Below are 13,002 nucleotides of genomic sequence, written 5' to 3'. Positions count from 1 at the left end.
CCCTCATTTGCACAGCGTTACCGAAGGCAGCTCAATCCGTGAGCCACCACACCATCTCGGCAAACGGCATTGACTGAATCTCGGCGGCGGAAAATCCGGTTTCCGCCGCCAGACGTTTCGCGGCCATTTTTATGACGGCAGGATCAAATCCCGTCGTCTTGGTCCATGCGAAAATAGCCGGCCTGCAGGCGGTTAAAATCCACCAGCTTAAGGCCCTCCAGATCCGCAACAGGCGCGCCGGCCAGCGAGGCAAACAACACCAGCTCACGCTGCTCAGCATCACCGGCAGCGTCCCGATTTGCCGCGCGCACGTCGCCCACTGTCGGGGAGCGCAGGGCCAATGTATCGACCGACACCCCGTTGATTTCACTCGGACAGGAAAGCGTCACCACGGCCTGATCGGTGGTCACCGACAACCACGACGGCATTTCGTCCGTGTAGTCGGTTTCGGGAACCAGGTGCGAATAAGCGGCTTGAACACGGCGATAGTCCGTCAGCTTGAGGCCTTCAAGATCCTTAACACCCACCTCGGCTAACCCGGCGAACAACATCAGCTCACGCTGTTCCTCATCGCCATTCGACGCCTTGTCAGCGGCTCGCACTTCACGCACAACCGGGGCACGCAAGGTGAGCGTTTCGATCAGCACGCCGTTGGCGTTGCTTGGCCGCGTGAGCGTCACGCCGGCAGCCAGCGCGCTGAGAGACAACCAGGCCGGCACTTTTTTAACAGTTGCTTGATTCATCTGGATGTATTCCCTTAAAGGCCGAGTGCGGTGCGAATGTCAGCAAGTTGGTCTTTGCCATCGACGACTTGAATACCAGCGACCATGTCGATTTCGTACATGACGCGGCCGTCGATTTCGAGCTTGTAATAGGACGGCGCAATGGCGTGTTTGATCTCTGCAGGATCACCCGCCTTCCAGTCGCCGAGATCGACCTCTTTGAGCAAACCGCGCAGGGTTGCGACAACGGCCGTCACCGCTCCTTTTTGCCCCCTGAAAGCCCCTCGGAACGTCGCATTGAAGGCTGAGCCATCGGCCAAGCCGAAGTACTTCAATGACTCACGGCGCACGCCCTTGGTGACAAAGGATGCTTCCAATTTTTCCAGCCCTTGGGCCATCTCAATGGGACCGGCCATGCCACCACCTCGATACTCGTCGGTCTTTACCGTCACCTTGGGCAGGGTCAGACTTGGCACGTCGCCGGAGAAGTTCACGCCGTCGACAAACAGGTTGGTGTTAAACAAAGTTTGAGGAATCATTGACTAGGCCCCTTAGGCTGCTTCAAGAACTTCGGTCATCCACTGATCGGTGACTTCGAAAAGGAAATTCGGGTTTTCTGCCGGCGGCACGTCGGTGAAGCGGATGCGCCAATAAACTTTGCCCTGGGCGATCTGGCTGGCCGTGTTCAGCTCAGTGTCCGGGTAAACCTCGAAATTGATAATCGCGCCCTGGGCTTTTAGGTCGCGCATGAACGCTTCCAGGCCGTCAGTCACATCCTTGACGTAGGTCTTGGTGATCGAACGGTCTACCGCCCACTTGTGGCCCGCCTGCACCGCATCCATGAGGATGAACAGCGTGCGAACGCGGGTGACGAACGCCCACTTCGGATCACTCGACAGGGTGCGGTTACCCCACAGGCGATAGCCGTCGTCACGGATGATCGTCGCGATATTGGCGTTGTTCAGCAGGTTGGCACGGCACGTCTCGTCTCCGTCCAGGTACTCGACAGCCCGGGTCGTGCCGGTGATACCGGTGAACTCCTTGTTCGACGGCGAGGCCCAGAAGCCATATTCGGCATCGGTCCAGGCGAACAAGCCTGCCGCCCAGGCCGAGCCCGGCGCATCAACCGTTTGGCTGAGGTCGGTGTCCCAGTACTGCACGCCCGGGTCAACCATGAACAGGTTGCGGCTGCCGAAGTTATCGGCGTAGAGCATGGCGGCCTCATCGGTGGTACCAGGACCGTCGAGAATGCCGATTGCACGCAGCTTCTGCGCCAGGCTATCGAGTGCGGTTGCCACCGCTTGCTTGGCCGTGTGCCCAGGCGCAATCAACAGCCGCGGCTGTGCGTTGAACAGGCTTTTGCCGTCGAGCAACGCCTGCAGGCCGGTGCGCTGACCCGACGCCAGAACCCCGCCGATAATCGCCGAGGTTTGCAGCGCCGCGTCTTCCAGCTTCGGCACACCGATGGCGACGATCACAGCCTTAGCCTTGGTATAGATCGCCTTACAAGCCTTGGTGATCGCCGAATTAGCACCGAAAGCGGCAATGGCTTCGCGCTCAGAGGTGATCAACTTCAACTCGCCGGCCTTGGCAGTGCCACCATCCAGCCCGCCCGGGGTGAAGGTGTCGCACAGCCCGATAATGGAAGACGACGGCAAGGAAATAGTGCGCGCCCCTGTCTTGATGTCGGTCGTGGTAACGCCGTGAAAGAAACTCATAAATCTCGATCTCCAGAAACGAAAAAGCCCCGCGTGAGCGAGGCTGTTGGGATGTTCGTGTTAGTCGTGACGCAATAGAAAACGCCCCGTCTGTACGGGGCGTTATGTTAGGTCTGCAAGCCAGTCAGGTAAGACCGGACGATGAGCATCAGAAGGAAACGATCGGTTCGCGGGCCAGTCACGTAGATCCAGCCGATAGGCCTGCATCTGCTGATACTGGGCAGCCGTTAGCGTTGTAGCACGCCCAGCGTCCTGTTCATCACGATGTCGGGTGACCATCGTGTCGGTTTTCGCCAGAAGCGAATCGCGCCAGAACCGCTCTCGCTCACACTGCTGCTCTATGGTCGGGCCCGGGCGATCTACAGCCACCGGCTGACCGGCCTTGTCGGCAACGATTTGCTTGCCAAGGGATTGAGCCTCTAGCAACTCCTGACGCAGATCCTCGGTAATCTCTACCGCGTCTTCTGGCAATTGATCGCCGTAGATGTCGGCATCGAAAAAGGACGCGCTGGACGGACAAAAAAAGACGGTCATAGTTATTCTCCAATTACCAAAAGACGATAGATGCGTGTTGTGTCGTCATTGGAATACACATAGCCGGACGCGCCGCTAAGGCTTAAGCCTTCGACGCTGCAGGACAGTGAAGTCGCGCCAATGCCGTTGCCAATGCTAATTACCGATTGCATGACTCGCAGAGGAAAGGAGGTAGGGAATGTAAGATTCCACCCAACCGCAGCGCCCGCAACGTGCTTAACTGAGAATTCGCACCACTGCATAATCTGCCCATTCAGAAACCGCCCCCAACCATTCTTGGCGGAGGACTTCATCAGCGCTTTGATTCGACCCGCTTCGCCGCCGTCAACCCTGAAAACGAGGTCGGAGTTACTGGCGGATAAGCCACCTTCGGCAAACATCCCTGTATCACCGTCTTCTTCGAACGAATAACCAGCCAGGGCGGATGAGTTGCCCGCATCAGGCGCGCCCTTTGGCACTCGAATTTGCCGGAGGGACTGCACCGCTCCGGCTGCATGCTTGCGCAACAAAACATCGCCGTTCGATACCAGCGCGATCTCTCCGTCACCACTGCTGAATAACCCAGTGTCTGGATCAAAGACAAAGCCGCAGTTGTTCGGGTTGTTGTAGCCCGCCGCGCCAGTTTTTCCACGAAGTGCGCCGGTCATAATTCCGCCCGCTAACGGGAGCTTTGCGGCTATAGCGTTGGTCACCGTGGTAGCAAAGTTGGCATCTCCCCCCAGCGCTTTGGACAGTTCCTCAAGTGTATCTAGGGCACCTGGCGCACCATTGACCAAAGCATCAATCGCTTTCTTTACAGCTGCTTGAACAAACTCAGTATTTGCCAAGCCGGTATTGACTGTTCCAGGGGGGGCTGTCGGGATGGTGCCCCCCGTAAGTAATGCGTTGGGAACCTTTGATCTCAAGGCACCGAAACTGGCTAACTCAACCGCGTCAGACATGATGACGATGTCGCTACCTGCTTGAGGTGTAGAGCCTTCAGTCGCAAACAGGCCAGTGTCGCCATCTGCGACAAATGCAAAACCAAGGTTCGCTGCATCGCTTTTCGGTAGGCCCTTTTTAGACCGGATGCCCGCGCCCGCCACAAGCAGCCCGGTTAGGGTACCGCCAGCAAGGGGGAGTTTTTTTGCGTCGCCTTGATCGACGTATTCCCGTGTCGCCAAAACTACCGAAGGGTCAATTTTCAACTCGATGTTGGCGGAACTGGATACAACGAAGTTCATGCGGATGACTTGAGTACGACCCGACCCCTGTGAAAGGAGTGACTTGTAAGTGGGGGCGCAGTTGGCCACCGCAACCAAATCGCCCGCCTCGTCGTATAAGCCTATTTCACGAATCCAACGCCCGCCTTCATCGGGTGGAATGATCTGCTCAGCGATCAGGATAGCGGAGTTCGCCGGGTCGATACGCAGTTGGTTGAGTGGCCGTCGCCGCCACTCATTGATCAGCTTGGTTTGTTTTGAGGACGGGATAGGGTCTGTGTTATTCGCATCTCCGACCCCCATATGAGTGAGCTTCCACGGGATGCCCAACGCATTGGCATTGGCCTGTTTTGCCGCCCCCACATCTGTAAGGACCGCGAAGAACTGAGAGTTCGCATCAATCATGAGTACACGTCCAAGGTATCAATAGTGTGTTCGCGCCCGGCCACACCGAAGGTGCCAGTGACCTCAATGTCACGCATGACAGGTGGGTAGACGTCGATTTCATCGCCGTCGTAAAGGGAAACGCCGATGTATATGTCGCCGCGTGCTTCGAGACTGATTGCTAAACCGGTCAGATGCCTGCTTACAGGCTTCGCGTCATCAATTAGGCGCTCCAGCTCCTGGTACATCTCTTCGGTGATGCCCGTATCCAGCACACTAACTTTCAACGCGAAGGTACCAGGCACACCTAGGGGCACCGTCTGCCACCACTCAATAACCTCGATCAGGTAGCCCAGGGGCTCCACCACACGGCGCAGCGCGCCAATCGTGCCTTTGTGTTTGTGGATGTAGTAAGAGGCCTTGATGGCGGCCCGCTTGGTCGCCTCGGTCCATCGGTAGTCCCAGCGGTCTACCGACCACGCCCACGCCAGGTGGGGCAGCAGGTGGACAGGGCAGGTATCGGCGTTGTACAGGGTCCGCAGCGGGATAATCGTTTTCTCGAAAAACGTCGCCTCCATGGCGCGTTCCAGTTGCGTGCTATTGAGCGGCAGTAGGCTTTTCATGTCTGCCCTGCCAACTTCACGGTGTAGCCCGTACAGAACGCGGCCTGAGCCTTGGTCGGGGACAAGTCCTGCCAGCCGACCAGTTCAACCCGGGAAACGCCGGCAACGTGCAACTGAGCATCTACCCCGGACTGCGCCACCTCAACACCCAGCCGCTTGCGCGGATTGATCCAGGCCCCCAATCGACTTTTCGCCTCGGCCAAACTGGCATCTGATTCGGGCCCAGCGCTGGTCATGTGCAAAATCGCCTCAATTTGGTAACGAATCACCTGGGCGCTCTGCACCGTCACCCGATCAGCCACGGGCCGCACGTCGTCGTCATTCAGCGCGACGGCCACCGTAGCCAGCAGCTCCGGTGACGCCTCGCCTTCACCGTCCAAACTCAACACCGTCACCGTAACGTAACAAGGTGCCGGACTTTCGGTGGTCGCATCGGCAACCAACCCCGAGGCATTGCGCGCATGAAGGATGTAGCTGTTACGCGGGCCGGCCGTGGTCAACCCTTCATAGGCCAACTGGATACGCTCGCGAAACGGATCGTCGTCCTCCTTGACCTCAGGCACCGGCGGTACCGCCAGCAGATCCTCAGCCTGGATGACCAAGCGCTTGAGATTGACGTTGGCCCCCAAGTGATCAAGGTCACCGCCGATGGCATGCGCCAGTAACACCGCTTTGGCGGCGTCGTTGACCCGCGCGCGGTTGCCGACCTTGATATAAGCGCCAACCTCCAGCACCTTAACCACGGGATCGCTTTCCAGCGCGGCAGTCCAGTTGCCACCCATGTATCCGCGAAAAACCCCCAGCCCTTCTTGATAAACTTCTTCGAAGTCCAGCGGTTCCAACACGGTCGGAGCCGGCAACGACGACAGATCTACGATACTCATGCGGCCACCTCCAGCGTGACACTGTCGCCCAGGTATTGCCCGACGATCCTCAGGTTAATTTGTCCGCCGATAACAGACAGGACACGCACCTGATCGAGTTTCAAGCGCGGTTCCCAGCGTCCCAGTGCGCGGGCGACTTCCGCCTGTACAGCGCTTTTCCAGCCTTCAGTAACGGGCAAGTCAACGAACCGCCGTAGCTTGCTGCCGTAACCCAACCGATGCCGGCGGCTGCCCAATGGCGTGCCCAAGATGTCTGGAACTGATTGGCGCAAGTGCGCGATGCCGGAAATGGGCTGGCCGGTGTGGCGGTCCATTCCGATCATTGTGATTACCCCTTCAATTGCTCCAGGTCTGGATGCGCTTTCAAGAACGCATATTGATCATCGCCACATGCGGTGACGCGTCCTGCAATAACAGAAAGCGTCTCGCCACTGGGCAGGACCAGTGTTCGCGAGGTGAAAACCTTGTCGCGAAACACGCGTGCGGGGCCGATGGATTCCACCGCGTCAGCAGTCCCGGGAAAACCAAGCGGTGCGGGCTTCAACCCCGGAACCGCGATAGCTTCGGCAACCTCGGTCGAATCGCTGTCAGTTCTAGGCTTACTCATAAGACAGACTCCAGGCATGAAAAAGCCCGCACTGGGCGGGCTGTCGTGAATCGAAATTAATGCGTGTGATGGTTGCTGTTACCGCCGGCATCGATGATCGCCCCGGCGCTGGTGATGCCCTTCGTGACGTGTAATGCCCCATCGATTAGCACCGCCGCTTTCAGATTGATGTTGCCGGCGGTCACGTTCACAGCACTGTCCGTGATGACGGCCTCGGTGGTGGCGACTTTGATGGTCACCGTACCGCTCGGCACGGTGATGCTGTAGCTCTTGGCCTGCCAGTCGTAGATCAGCGAGCCACCATCGTCAAAGCGCCAGACCTCCACATGATCGCGGTTATCCGGTGGAGGGCCGGCATTGCCATACAAACCCGGGATGAAAGTGCCTTGGGCCACGTCACCGCTAGCACTGACCAAAGTCCCCTGCTCGCCCATGGATGGCGCCCGCCAGTGCCTTGCCTTGCCGGCGGCAATACTGTGCCAGCGCACCCAGGCGCTGACCCATTCGCCATCGGACACCCGGCACACCGGCGGCGAGGCGACCAGGTCGAGCGCCACCACATAACAATCCTTCACCACCCCGGCGAGCATGCGGTCATGCTGGGCGCTGGCATAGCCACTCACATGTCCTCCGCCGGCACAAAGTCCTCTTTGACATCGTTGTTGAAGCCAAACAACAGCATGCCCGGCGGCTGGTCAGGCCAAGGCCATTCCTCGGGACCGACATACACTTGCTGCGTCCACTCCACCAGCCACACCGTGTAGCCATCCAAAGCCGGCTGTGCCCAATCCTGCAAGGCCTGAACGAACGCTGCTGGCTCGACCGCCAGCCCCCAGGTCTGTGCCCGCAGTAAAACGGCGAGTTGGGTAACCAACTGCACCGCCTGCTGCTGATGCAATGGATCGATGGGGTCAACGATGATCCGCGCTTCGAACTTACACACCAATGCAGTTTCGCCCGTGCCGATATCGGTACCGGGCTCGATCTCGGCCAGCTCCAGGAACACTGCCGGTAACGCAATGCGATCCTGAATGTTCGGCCAGGCTCTCACTGTCTGAACTCCTGGCAAATGACTCACCAGGTGTTGCTCGACCGCTTGGTAAAGCTGGTCCAGGCTAAAAGGTTCGTCAGCCATTACCGATCCTCTTGAGATATTTCTGCAGCTCAAAGTTGAGTTCCTGTTTCAGGATCTCCAGTAAGCGTTCATCAGCCTTTTGTACCCAGCTTTCAAAGTGGGGACGGGCTTGCTCCAGAGAGACCTTCGCCTTTGCCAGCGGAAAGCGACTGCCATTTTCCGCCACCCATCCCGAACTCGGCCCGCGCCCCGGCGACACCGTGCTGTCAGGGTAATCGTCAGCATTGAAGTGCTTGCTCGCAGTACGGATCCAAATATCCGGCTGGTTTCCGTAAACCTTCTTGAGAAACGCGCCTTGATACCGCCGCCCCGCCACCGACACACCGCTGCCTGTCTGTCGCGCGCGGCCGATCCGGCTGGACTCGATAGCGTTCAAACCGAACCACAGCTTGCCGCTCGAAGCCCCGCCGGACACCGGGTAACTGCGCAACCGTTGACGCACCGCCGCGACAGCAATGCGCTCTTGCCGACTGACCGCCCGGGCAATGTGCGTGCGCAACCACCCGAGCGTCTTGTTGATGGCTCGACGATGAGCAGTCGCAGCAGCCTTGGGCACCAACTTGGCAAAGTCCTGAAACGCCTGCAGGTCTGCGGCGGACGACTGGATGGAGATCATGCCGCCGCCAGCCGAGGGCTTATAATGGCTACCGATGCTCATGGGCGTAACCTCAGAATCAAGGCGACCAGACCGTCGCCGCTCGGCTCCAGCTGCAGCAGGTCGTAATCGCCGCCGCCATCCAAGGGTGGCAAATCGACGCTGACCAATAGGCCGCGTTTCAAGCCTTCCGAATCGCTGACGCGAATCTCAAACCGAGGCTCACGCAAGCCGGTGTTCAGCTTGCCGAGCTTGGGCTGCAACCAGGGCGCCGCGAACATGCCGAGCACTGGTTCGTCACGACCCTCGATCCGTGCGGTATCGCCCAGTGTTTCGAACACCACCGCGTCGATGTCGTCGATCAGTTCGCGGAAGGCCACGGTCACATCTCCAGCAGGATCTGCGCCCGAGGCCGCGTGCACAGGTGCAGCGGGTTGGACTGGGCTTCACCGGCGACGCCCTTGTTGAACGGCAGCGGCTCGATCTTGCTGTAGTACGGGATGCCCTGGGTGTTGACCGTTTCCATGTAGTCAGCCGGTGCGAAGGACGAGATATACAGGTCCGGCACGCCTTCAGGGATCAGCAGCGCCTTGTCGTCGTGGACGAACGAAACGCCGGCAACCTTGCCGCGATAGCGCTCCCAGACGATCCCGCCGAACTCGAAGCTCTCACGGGCATCGCCACGCAGGGACGCGGCTTGCATGGTGTTGAGGTATGTCTCTTTCACCGACTTGTGGACGATCAGCTTGTTCCAGAAGTTTTTGCCGCACATGCCTCGGGAGCCGCTGCTGGTGACGCTGCCGAGGGCTTCCTCCTGCATGTCCAACGCTTCGCCGCATTTGACCCGCAGCTCGGTGTCTGGACTGTTCAAGCCCATCTGAAGCTTCTGGCGATTCACGCCGAACGATTTATAGATGTCCAACAGGACCGTCTTGCCATCGGCGTCCAGTACCTGGCCGTTCAACGCGCCCATGCGCTGAAACTCGTGGGTGGCATCCAACTGGCGGCGCGCTTTCGCGAGGCGCTTGTTGACCACGTCCTGCACGGCCTGCAACTCACTGCGGGTACCGAACGCGCGAATGCCCTGGATCTCGTCGGCCTTGATGGTGAAGCGTTCGGGCAGGTGCACGGTGTTGAACGGAATCAGCTGACGCTTGGTCGCGCCGACCACCAAGCCCGAAGTACCGCGTTCACCCGCCGGTACCAGGGCCAGGGTGTCGCCGTCCTTCTCGATCTGCACGGTCAGCGTGCTGATACCCTCTTCGCGGAACAGGCCCAGGCTGCTGATGCGCCCTGGCAGGTATTCCTGGTCATTGATTGCAGCGGTCAGCGAGGAGACGCTGAACGCATCGTCTTCAAAAATGGCGATATCGGCCATGGGTACTCTCCAGAAATGAAAAATCCCGCACGCAGCGGGATGAATAAAAAGGGGGTGAACGTCTTACCGGACGATCACGAAATGGGTAGCCAGGGCCTTTTCAGCAGCGGGATCAAGGCCGGTCAAATGTGCTTCGCTGACCTCGGCAAGCCGCACGATCGCGCGACCGCGACGTGGCACATCCGATTCGCCCAGCGGCCCGTAGAGGATAGCGATAGCGTTTTCGGTGCCGTCTTCGGCGGTCGACTTATACGGGGCGAACTCGCCGGTGAGTGTGACCAGGCCAAGAATCTGACCAGGCTCCAAGGCGGCACCAGCGGCGACGTTGATCGCTTCGCGGGAAATGTTGCCAGCGCCTTCGGACAGCAGGAACTCGCCCGCGTGCATCGATTCAATTTTCATGCTCTTGCTCCTTTCGAGGTTCCGCTCTGTGCCGCCTGACGGGTGGCCCAGATTGAGTGGGTATCGACCTGTTTGGCCTTGACCGTTTGTGCCGGGTCATCATCCAGCGGCAGGCTGTTGTTGATTTCAAAGCCGCCGCCGCTGCTCACCAGCTTGTCGAACAACCGCGCGCGTACTGCCGCTTCGTCGAGACCGGCGCTGATGAACTCGCCGGTCAGTTCTGGCAATCGTGCCGCTACGCACAGGCCGTGAAGGGCTTTGGCCTGGGTCAGCGCCGCCTGGATCACGGCTTCGCTTTCCAGCTTCGTCGTAGCGAGTATCGGATCCACCAGGTTGCTGATGCCTGCTGCTGCACACCCTTTGGTGACCATCAGCGCCAACCCGGCAGCGTCCAATACAGGTGCCGGTGGATCGACAGGCTCAGCCGGATCGACTTCCGGTTCTTCATCAAGCTGGGCAAGCAATTCAGCAGGGGCATGCTGGAAACGCTGCAGCACACTGCCCTGGCCGAGACAGGCGCTGACCTTGAGGCCGTCGCCCACTTCATCGGCCAAGCCCAGCGCCACCGCCTCGTTGGCCGTGAGCCAGGTTTCAGCATTGACCATCCGCCGTAGCTCGGCTTCGTCAATGTCCGGCGCCTTGGCCTTGTAGGCCGCAATGATCGCTTCCAGGGTCTGGTCCAGCACATCCGCAACACGGCGGAAGTCTTCGGCATCACCACCGGCGTAGGTGTATGGGTTGTGGATCATCAGCATGGCATTGGCCGCGATCACCACTCGGTGAGCGCCGCACACCGCGACACTGGCCGCACTCGCCGCCAGGGCATCAATGCGTCCGGTACAACGCTCGCCCAGGCGCGACAATGCGTTGTGGATCGCCAGGCCGTCGAACAAGTCCCCGCCGATGCTGTTGAAGGCAACAATCACCGGTGACGCGCCGTCATCCATGGCGCGCAGGTCCTGCACGAACTGATTGGCGGTGACGCCCCAGGCGCCGATCTCGCCGTACACAAAGATTTCGATGCTACGTTGCTCGGCTTCGCCGCTAGCCTGAAGGGTGTACCAGCTTCTGTCGGCGACCTTGACCTGCTTGCCCGCCTTGTCAAAGACGCGGGGCTTGGCTTTTTTACTCATGATTGTTCCTTGTCGTCATTCGGCTCGATGGCATCAAGCGTGGTGTAGTTGAGGCCGAGTTCCGTGGACCGGGCGAGGTCGGCGGCGTTTTCCGCGTCAATGGTCTCCGCGTCGTAGCCGTTGCGCAGGCACATCTCGCTGCGCGAACCAAAGCCCGCCTGCACTTCCATCCGCCGGGCCTGGACGTCCTGCACCGGCTGAATGTAGGCCCAGCCTTGTGGCACCCAGCGTGTGCGCAGGTATTCGCGGCGACGCTGCGCGTAGTCCGGCAGCACCAGGGCACCGGACAACACCGCCATGTCCATCCAGGCAGCCCGCACCGGACGACACAACTGGTGCACATACACGCCGAACTGCAGTTGCTCCAGACGCCGCCGGAACTCGTTGAGCACTACCCGGAGTGCCCGGTCGTTGACCTCGCGCATGTCGCCGGTAAGGATCTCGTACGGGGTGCCCGAACCCGCCGCCGCCGCCATCAACTGCTGCCGCATGAAGTCCGGGTAGTTGTTGCCGGCATCCGGTGGCTTGGAGAATTCCACCTCTTCACCTGGCCCCAGCTCCTGCATGGTGCCGGGCTCCAAGGCGACCATCGGCGTGAAGCCGTCGCGGTCAACGTTCAATGGCATGCCAGTAACTGGATCGCGAGGCTGCTGCGTAGCCTCCGGTGCCGGGCGCTTGATGAAGCCCGCGAACAGATTCGCCACTTCCTGCCGGAACAGCACCGCGTCGTCGTAATTGTCGAGGCTGCGCAGGCGCTTCAGCACCGGGGCCAAACGTGGGACGCCGCGCAACTGCCCAGGCTCCATCGGTTCGAAGATATGCAGCACCTGTGTTGCCGGTACTCGCACCAACTGGTTGTAGCCAGCGTTCAACGACGACGAGTCGCGGGGATGCGATAGGTACATGTAATACGCCACACGCTTGCCCGCCGGGTTGAACTCGATCCCGGCGCGGATCACGTTGCCGTTTTTAGCCATCTCGAATTTATCGTGAGGGACAAATTCAGGGGCCAGCGCCTGCAGCTGCAGCGGTACCGCCAACCCTTCGCTCGGGCTGCGGGGTCGCAATCGCACAAAGCATTCACCGGCCGTTTCAACGGTGCGCGCTACCAGGGCCTGCATGCCGTAGAAGTCGGTCAGCTCATCGGCATCCGCCTCATCCACCCAGTCATCCCACAGCTGCTGCTTGAGCTTGCGCAGCTCGGCGTCGTCCGTGGTCGGCCTGGGCGTGATGCCGGTGCCGATCAGGTTGCTTACGCGTTTGTCGATGACGTTGAACGCGTACGGGTCATTGCGCACCGCCGCCCGCGAACGCGCACGTAGATTGCGCAGGGCCGGGGTGTTGATGCTATTGATGCCGTTGTCCGTGGCTTCCCAACTGGCCGAACGTCGGCCCTCACCGGCGCCTTCGTAACTGGCCTTGATGTTCGACGGCAGCAAGAATCCGTTACGGGTCAGCGTCGGATAATGTCGGGCCATTAGATTCCCTTGCCTCCGTGGGTAAGCCGGATCACGCGAGAGCGCGGCCCGGCGGTTTGGCTCAGCGACGTGCGGATCTCGTCGCGGGCCTTGAGCAGTTCGTCGATAGAGCGGTACTCCACCGTGCGGTCGCTGTAGCGCACGGTCTTTTCACCGCGTGCGATGGCGCGCTCGATGACTTCGAGGTGCTTCGGGGTAAACGACATA

18 protein-coding genes and 1 pseudogene are annotated in these 13,002 nt (G+C 59.9%); all 19 read right to left on the bottom strand.

Annotated elements, in window-relative coordinates:
• Nucleotides 1–143: 143 nt before the first annotated feature.
• Nucleotides 144–428, bottom strand: a complete 285-nt coding sequence (locus AACV02_RS30885; protein ID WP_256680519.1) for a phage tail assembly protein — start codon at nucleotides 426–428, stop codon at nucleotides 144–146.
• 39 nt (nucleotides 429–467) lie between these two features.
• Nucleotides 468–743 (bottom strand): annotated as a pseudogene (locus AACV02_RS30880) (phage tail assembly protein); the annotation flags it as partial.
• 14 nt (nucleotides 744–757) lie between these two features.
• Nucleotides 758–1,261 carry a phage major tail tube protein gene (locus tag AACV02_RS09005; RefSeq protein ID WP_119739053.1) on the bottom strand — a complete coding sequence of 168 codons (504 nt, stop codon included), beginning with the start codon at nucleotides 1,259–1,261 and terminating at the stop codon, nucleotides 758–760.
• Between the two features lie 12 nt (nucleotides 1,262–1,273).
• Nucleotides 1,274–2,440 carry a phage tail sheath subtilisin-like domain-containing protein gene (locus AACV02_RS09000; protein ID WP_119739051.1) on the bottom strand — a complete coding sequence of 389 codons (1,167 nt, stop codon included), beginning with the start codon at nucleotides 2,438–2,440 and terminating at the stop codon, nucleotides 1,274–1,276.
• Nucleotides 2,441–2,542: 102 nt separating this feature from the next.
• The gene (locus AACV02_RS08995) at nucleotides 2,543–2,974 is read right to left on the bottom strand and encodes a phage tail assembly chaperone (protein WP_119739049.1); all 432 of its coding nucleotides are present in this window, start codon (nucleotides 2,972–2,974) and stop codon (nucleotides 2,543–2,545) included.
• A gap of 2 nt (nucleotides 2,975–2,976) precedes the next feature.
• Nucleotides 2,977–4,581, bottom strand: coding sequence for a phage tail protein (locus AACV02_RS08990; protein ID WP_119739047.1), 1,605 nt, complete (start codon nucleotides 4,579–4,581; stop codon nucleotides 2,977–2,979).
• A complete protein-coding gene (locus tag AACV02_RS08985) occupies nucleotides 4,578–5,183 on the bottom strand; it encodes a phage tail protein I (RefSeq protein WP_119739045.1) in 606 nt (201 codons plus the stop codon). Before AACV02_RS08985 ends, AACV02_RS08990 begins: the two co-directional genes overlap by 4 nt.
• Entirely contained in the window at nucleotides 5,180–6,067 is an 888-nt protein-coding gene (locus tag AACV02_RS08980) for a baseplate assembly protein (RefSeq protein WP_119739043.1), read from the bottom strand. Before AACV02_RS08980 ends, AACV02_RS08985 begins: the two co-directional genes overlap by 4 nt.
• Nucleotides 6,064–6,390, bottom strand: a complete 327-nt coding sequence (locus AACV02_RS08975) for a GPW/gp25 family protein (protein ID WP_119739041.1) — start codon at nucleotides 6,388–6,390, stop codon at nucleotides 6,064–6,066. The genes AACV02_RS08980 and AACV02_RS08975 overlap by 4 nt, the downstream gene beginning before the upstream one ends.
• A gap of 5 nt (nucleotides 6,391–6,395) precedes the next feature.
• On the bottom strand, nucleotides 6,396–6,674 hold the full coding sequence (locus tag AACV02_RS08970) for a hypothetical protein (RefSeq protein WP_119739038.1): 279 nt from the start codon (nucleotides 6,672–6,674) through the stop codon (nucleotides 6,396–6,398).
• 56 nt (nucleotides 6,675–6,730) lie between these two features.
• Nucleotides 6,731–7,264 (bottom strand): phage baseplate assembly protein V, encoded by a 534-nt coding sequence (locus AACV02_RS08965; protein ID WP_119740770.1) that lies wholly within the window; start codon nucleotides 7,262–7,264, stop codon nucleotides 6,731–6,733.
• Between the two features lie 29 nt (nucleotides 7,265–7,293).
• Complete coding sequence (locus tag AACV02_RS08960; RefSeq protein WP_119739036.1) at nucleotides 7,294–7,809, bottom strand: hypothetical protein; 516 nt, start codon at nucleotides 7,807–7,809, stop codon at nucleotides 7,294–7,296.
• Nucleotides 7,802–8,467, bottom strand: coding sequence for a hypothetical protein (locus AACV02_RS08955; protein WP_119739034.1), 666 nt, complete (start codon nucleotides 8,465–8,467; stop codon nucleotides 7,802–7,804). The genes AACV02_RS08960 and AACV02_RS08955 overlap by 8 nt, the downstream gene beginning before the upstream one ends.
• Nucleotides 8,464–8,784 (bottom strand): head-tail joining protein, encoded by a 321-nt coding sequence (locus tag AACV02_RS08950; protein WP_119739032.1) that lies wholly within the window; start codon nucleotides 8,782–8,784, stop codon nucleotides 8,464–8,466. Before AACV02_RS08950 ends, AACV02_RS08955 begins: the two co-directional genes overlap by 4 nt.
• A 2-nt stretch (nucleotides 8,785–8,786) precedes the next feature.
• On the bottom strand, nucleotides 8,787–9,782 hold the full coding sequence (locus AACV02_RS08945) for a major capsid protein (protein WP_119739030.1): 996 nt from the start codon (nucleotides 9,780–9,782) through the stop codon (nucleotides 8,787–8,789).
• A 63-nt stretch (nucleotides 9,783–9,845) separates the two neighbouring features.
• Nucleotides 9,846–10,184 (bottom strand): head decoration protein, encoded by a 339-nt coding sequence (locus AACV02_RS08940; RefSeq protein WP_119739028.1) that lies wholly within the window; start codon nucleotides 10,182–10,184, stop codon nucleotides 9,846–9,848.
• The gene (locus tag AACV02_RS08935) at nucleotides 10,181–11,317 is read right to left on the bottom strand and encodes a head maturation protease, ClpP-related (RefSeq protein WP_119739025.1); all 1,137 of its coding nucleotides are present in this window, start codon (nucleotides 11,315–11,317) and stop codon (nucleotides 10,181–10,183) included. The genes AACV02_RS08940 and AACV02_RS08935 overlap by 4 nt, the downstream gene beginning before the upstream one ends.
• Nucleotides 11,314–12,795, bottom strand: a complete 1,482-nt coding sequence (locus tag AACV02_RS08930) for a phage portal protein (protein ID WP_119739023.1) — start codon at nucleotides 12,793–12,795, stop codon at nucleotides 11,314–11,316. Before AACV02_RS08930 ends, AACV02_RS08935 begins: the two co-directional genes overlap by 4 nt.
• Nucleotides 12,795–13,001: a phage head-tail joining protein gene (locus tag AACV02_RS08925; protein WP_119739021.1), complete on the bottom strand. Its 207-nt coding sequence runs from the start codon at nucleotides 12,999–13,001 to the stop codon at nucleotides 12,795–12,797. The genes AACV02_RS08930 and AACV02_RS08925 overlap by 1 nt, the downstream gene beginning before the upstream one ends.
• Nucleotide 13,002 lies beyond the last annotated feature (1 nt).

Origin of the sequence: Pseudomonas sp. Larv2_ips (assembly GCF_963879675.1) — a bacterium.
Lineage (GTDB): Bacteria > Pseudomonadota > Gammaproteobacteria > Pseudomonadales > Pseudomonadaceae > Aquipseudomonas.
The sequence above is the reverse complement of the archived record's forward strand: the minus strand, read 5'-3'. Positions and strand labels throughout refer to the sequence as shown.

Excerpts from the sequence above, each read along its gene's own strand:
- AACV02_RS30885 (WP_256680519.1), bottom strand. The coding sequence starts at position 428 with ATGCCGTCGTGGTTGTCGGTGACCACCGATCAGGCCGTGGTGACGCTT.
- AACV02_RS09005 (WP_119739053.1), bottom strand. The coding sequence starts at position 1,261 with ATGATTCCTCAAACTTTGTTTAACACCAACCTGTTTGTCGACGGCGTG.
- AACV02_RS09000 (WP_119739051.1), bottom strand. The coding sequence starts at position 2,440 with ATGAGTTTCTTTCACGGCGTTACCACGACCGACATCAAGACAGGGGCG.
- AACV02_RS08995 (WP_119739049.1), bottom strand. The coding sequence starts at position 2,974 with ATGACCGTCTTTTTTTGTCCGTCCAGCGCGTCCTTTTTCGATGCCGAC.
- AACV02_RS08990 (WP_119739047.1), bottom strand. The coding sequence starts at position 4,581 with ATGATTGATGCGAACTCTCAGTTCTTCGCGGTCCTTACAGATGTGGGG.
- AACV02_RS08985 (WP_119739045.1), bottom strand. The coding sequence starts at position 5,183 with ATGAAAAGCCTACTGCCGCTCAATAGCACGCAACTGGAACGCGCCATG.
- AACV02_RS08980 (WP_119739043.1), bottom strand. The coding sequence starts at position 6,067 with ATGAGTATCGTAGATCTGTCGTCGTTGCCGGCTCCGACCGTGTTGGAA.
- AACV02_RS08975 (WP_119739041.1), bottom strand. The coding sequence starts at position 6,390 with ATGATCGGAATGGACCGCCACACCGGCCAGCCCATTTCCGGCATCGCG.
- AACV02_RS08970 (WP_119739038.1), bottom strand. The coding sequence starts at position 6,674 with ATGAGTAAGCCTAGAACTGACAGCGATTCGACCGAGGTTGCCGAAGCT.
- AACV02_RS08965 (WP_119740770.1), bottom strand. The coding sequence starts at position 7,264 with ATGCTCGCCGGGGTGGTGAAGGATTGTTATGTGGTGGCGCTCGACCTG.
- AACV02_RS08960 (WP_119739036.1), bottom strand. The coding sequence starts at position 7,809 with ATGGCTGACGAACCTTTTAGCCTGGACCAGCTTTACCAAGCGGTCGAG.
- AACV02_RS08955 (WP_119739034.1), bottom strand. The coding sequence starts at position 8,467 with ATGAGCATCGGTAGCCATTATAAGCCCTCGGCTGGCGGCGGCATGATC.
- AACV02_RS08945 (WP_119739030.1), bottom strand. The coding sequence starts at position 9,782 with ATGGCCGATATCGCCATTTTTGAAGACGATGCGTTCAGCGTCTCCTCG.
- AACV02_RS08940 (WP_119739028.1), bottom strand. The coding sequence starts at position 10,184 with ATGAAAATTGAATCGATGCACGCGGGCGAGTTCCTGCTGTCCGAAGGC.
- AACV02_RS08935 (WP_119739025.1), bottom strand. The coding sequence starts at position 11,317 with ATGAGTAAAAAAGCCAAGCCCCGCGTCTTTGACAAGGCGGGCAAGCAG.
- AACV02_RS08930 (WP_119739023.1), bottom strand. The coding sequence starts at position 12,795 with ATGGCCCGACATTATCCGACGCTGACCCGTAACGGATTCTTGCTGCCG.
- AACV02_RS08925 (WP_119739021.1), bottom strand. The coding sequence starts at position 13,001 with ATGTCGTTTACCCCGAAGCACCTCGAAGTCATCGAGCGCGCCATCGCA.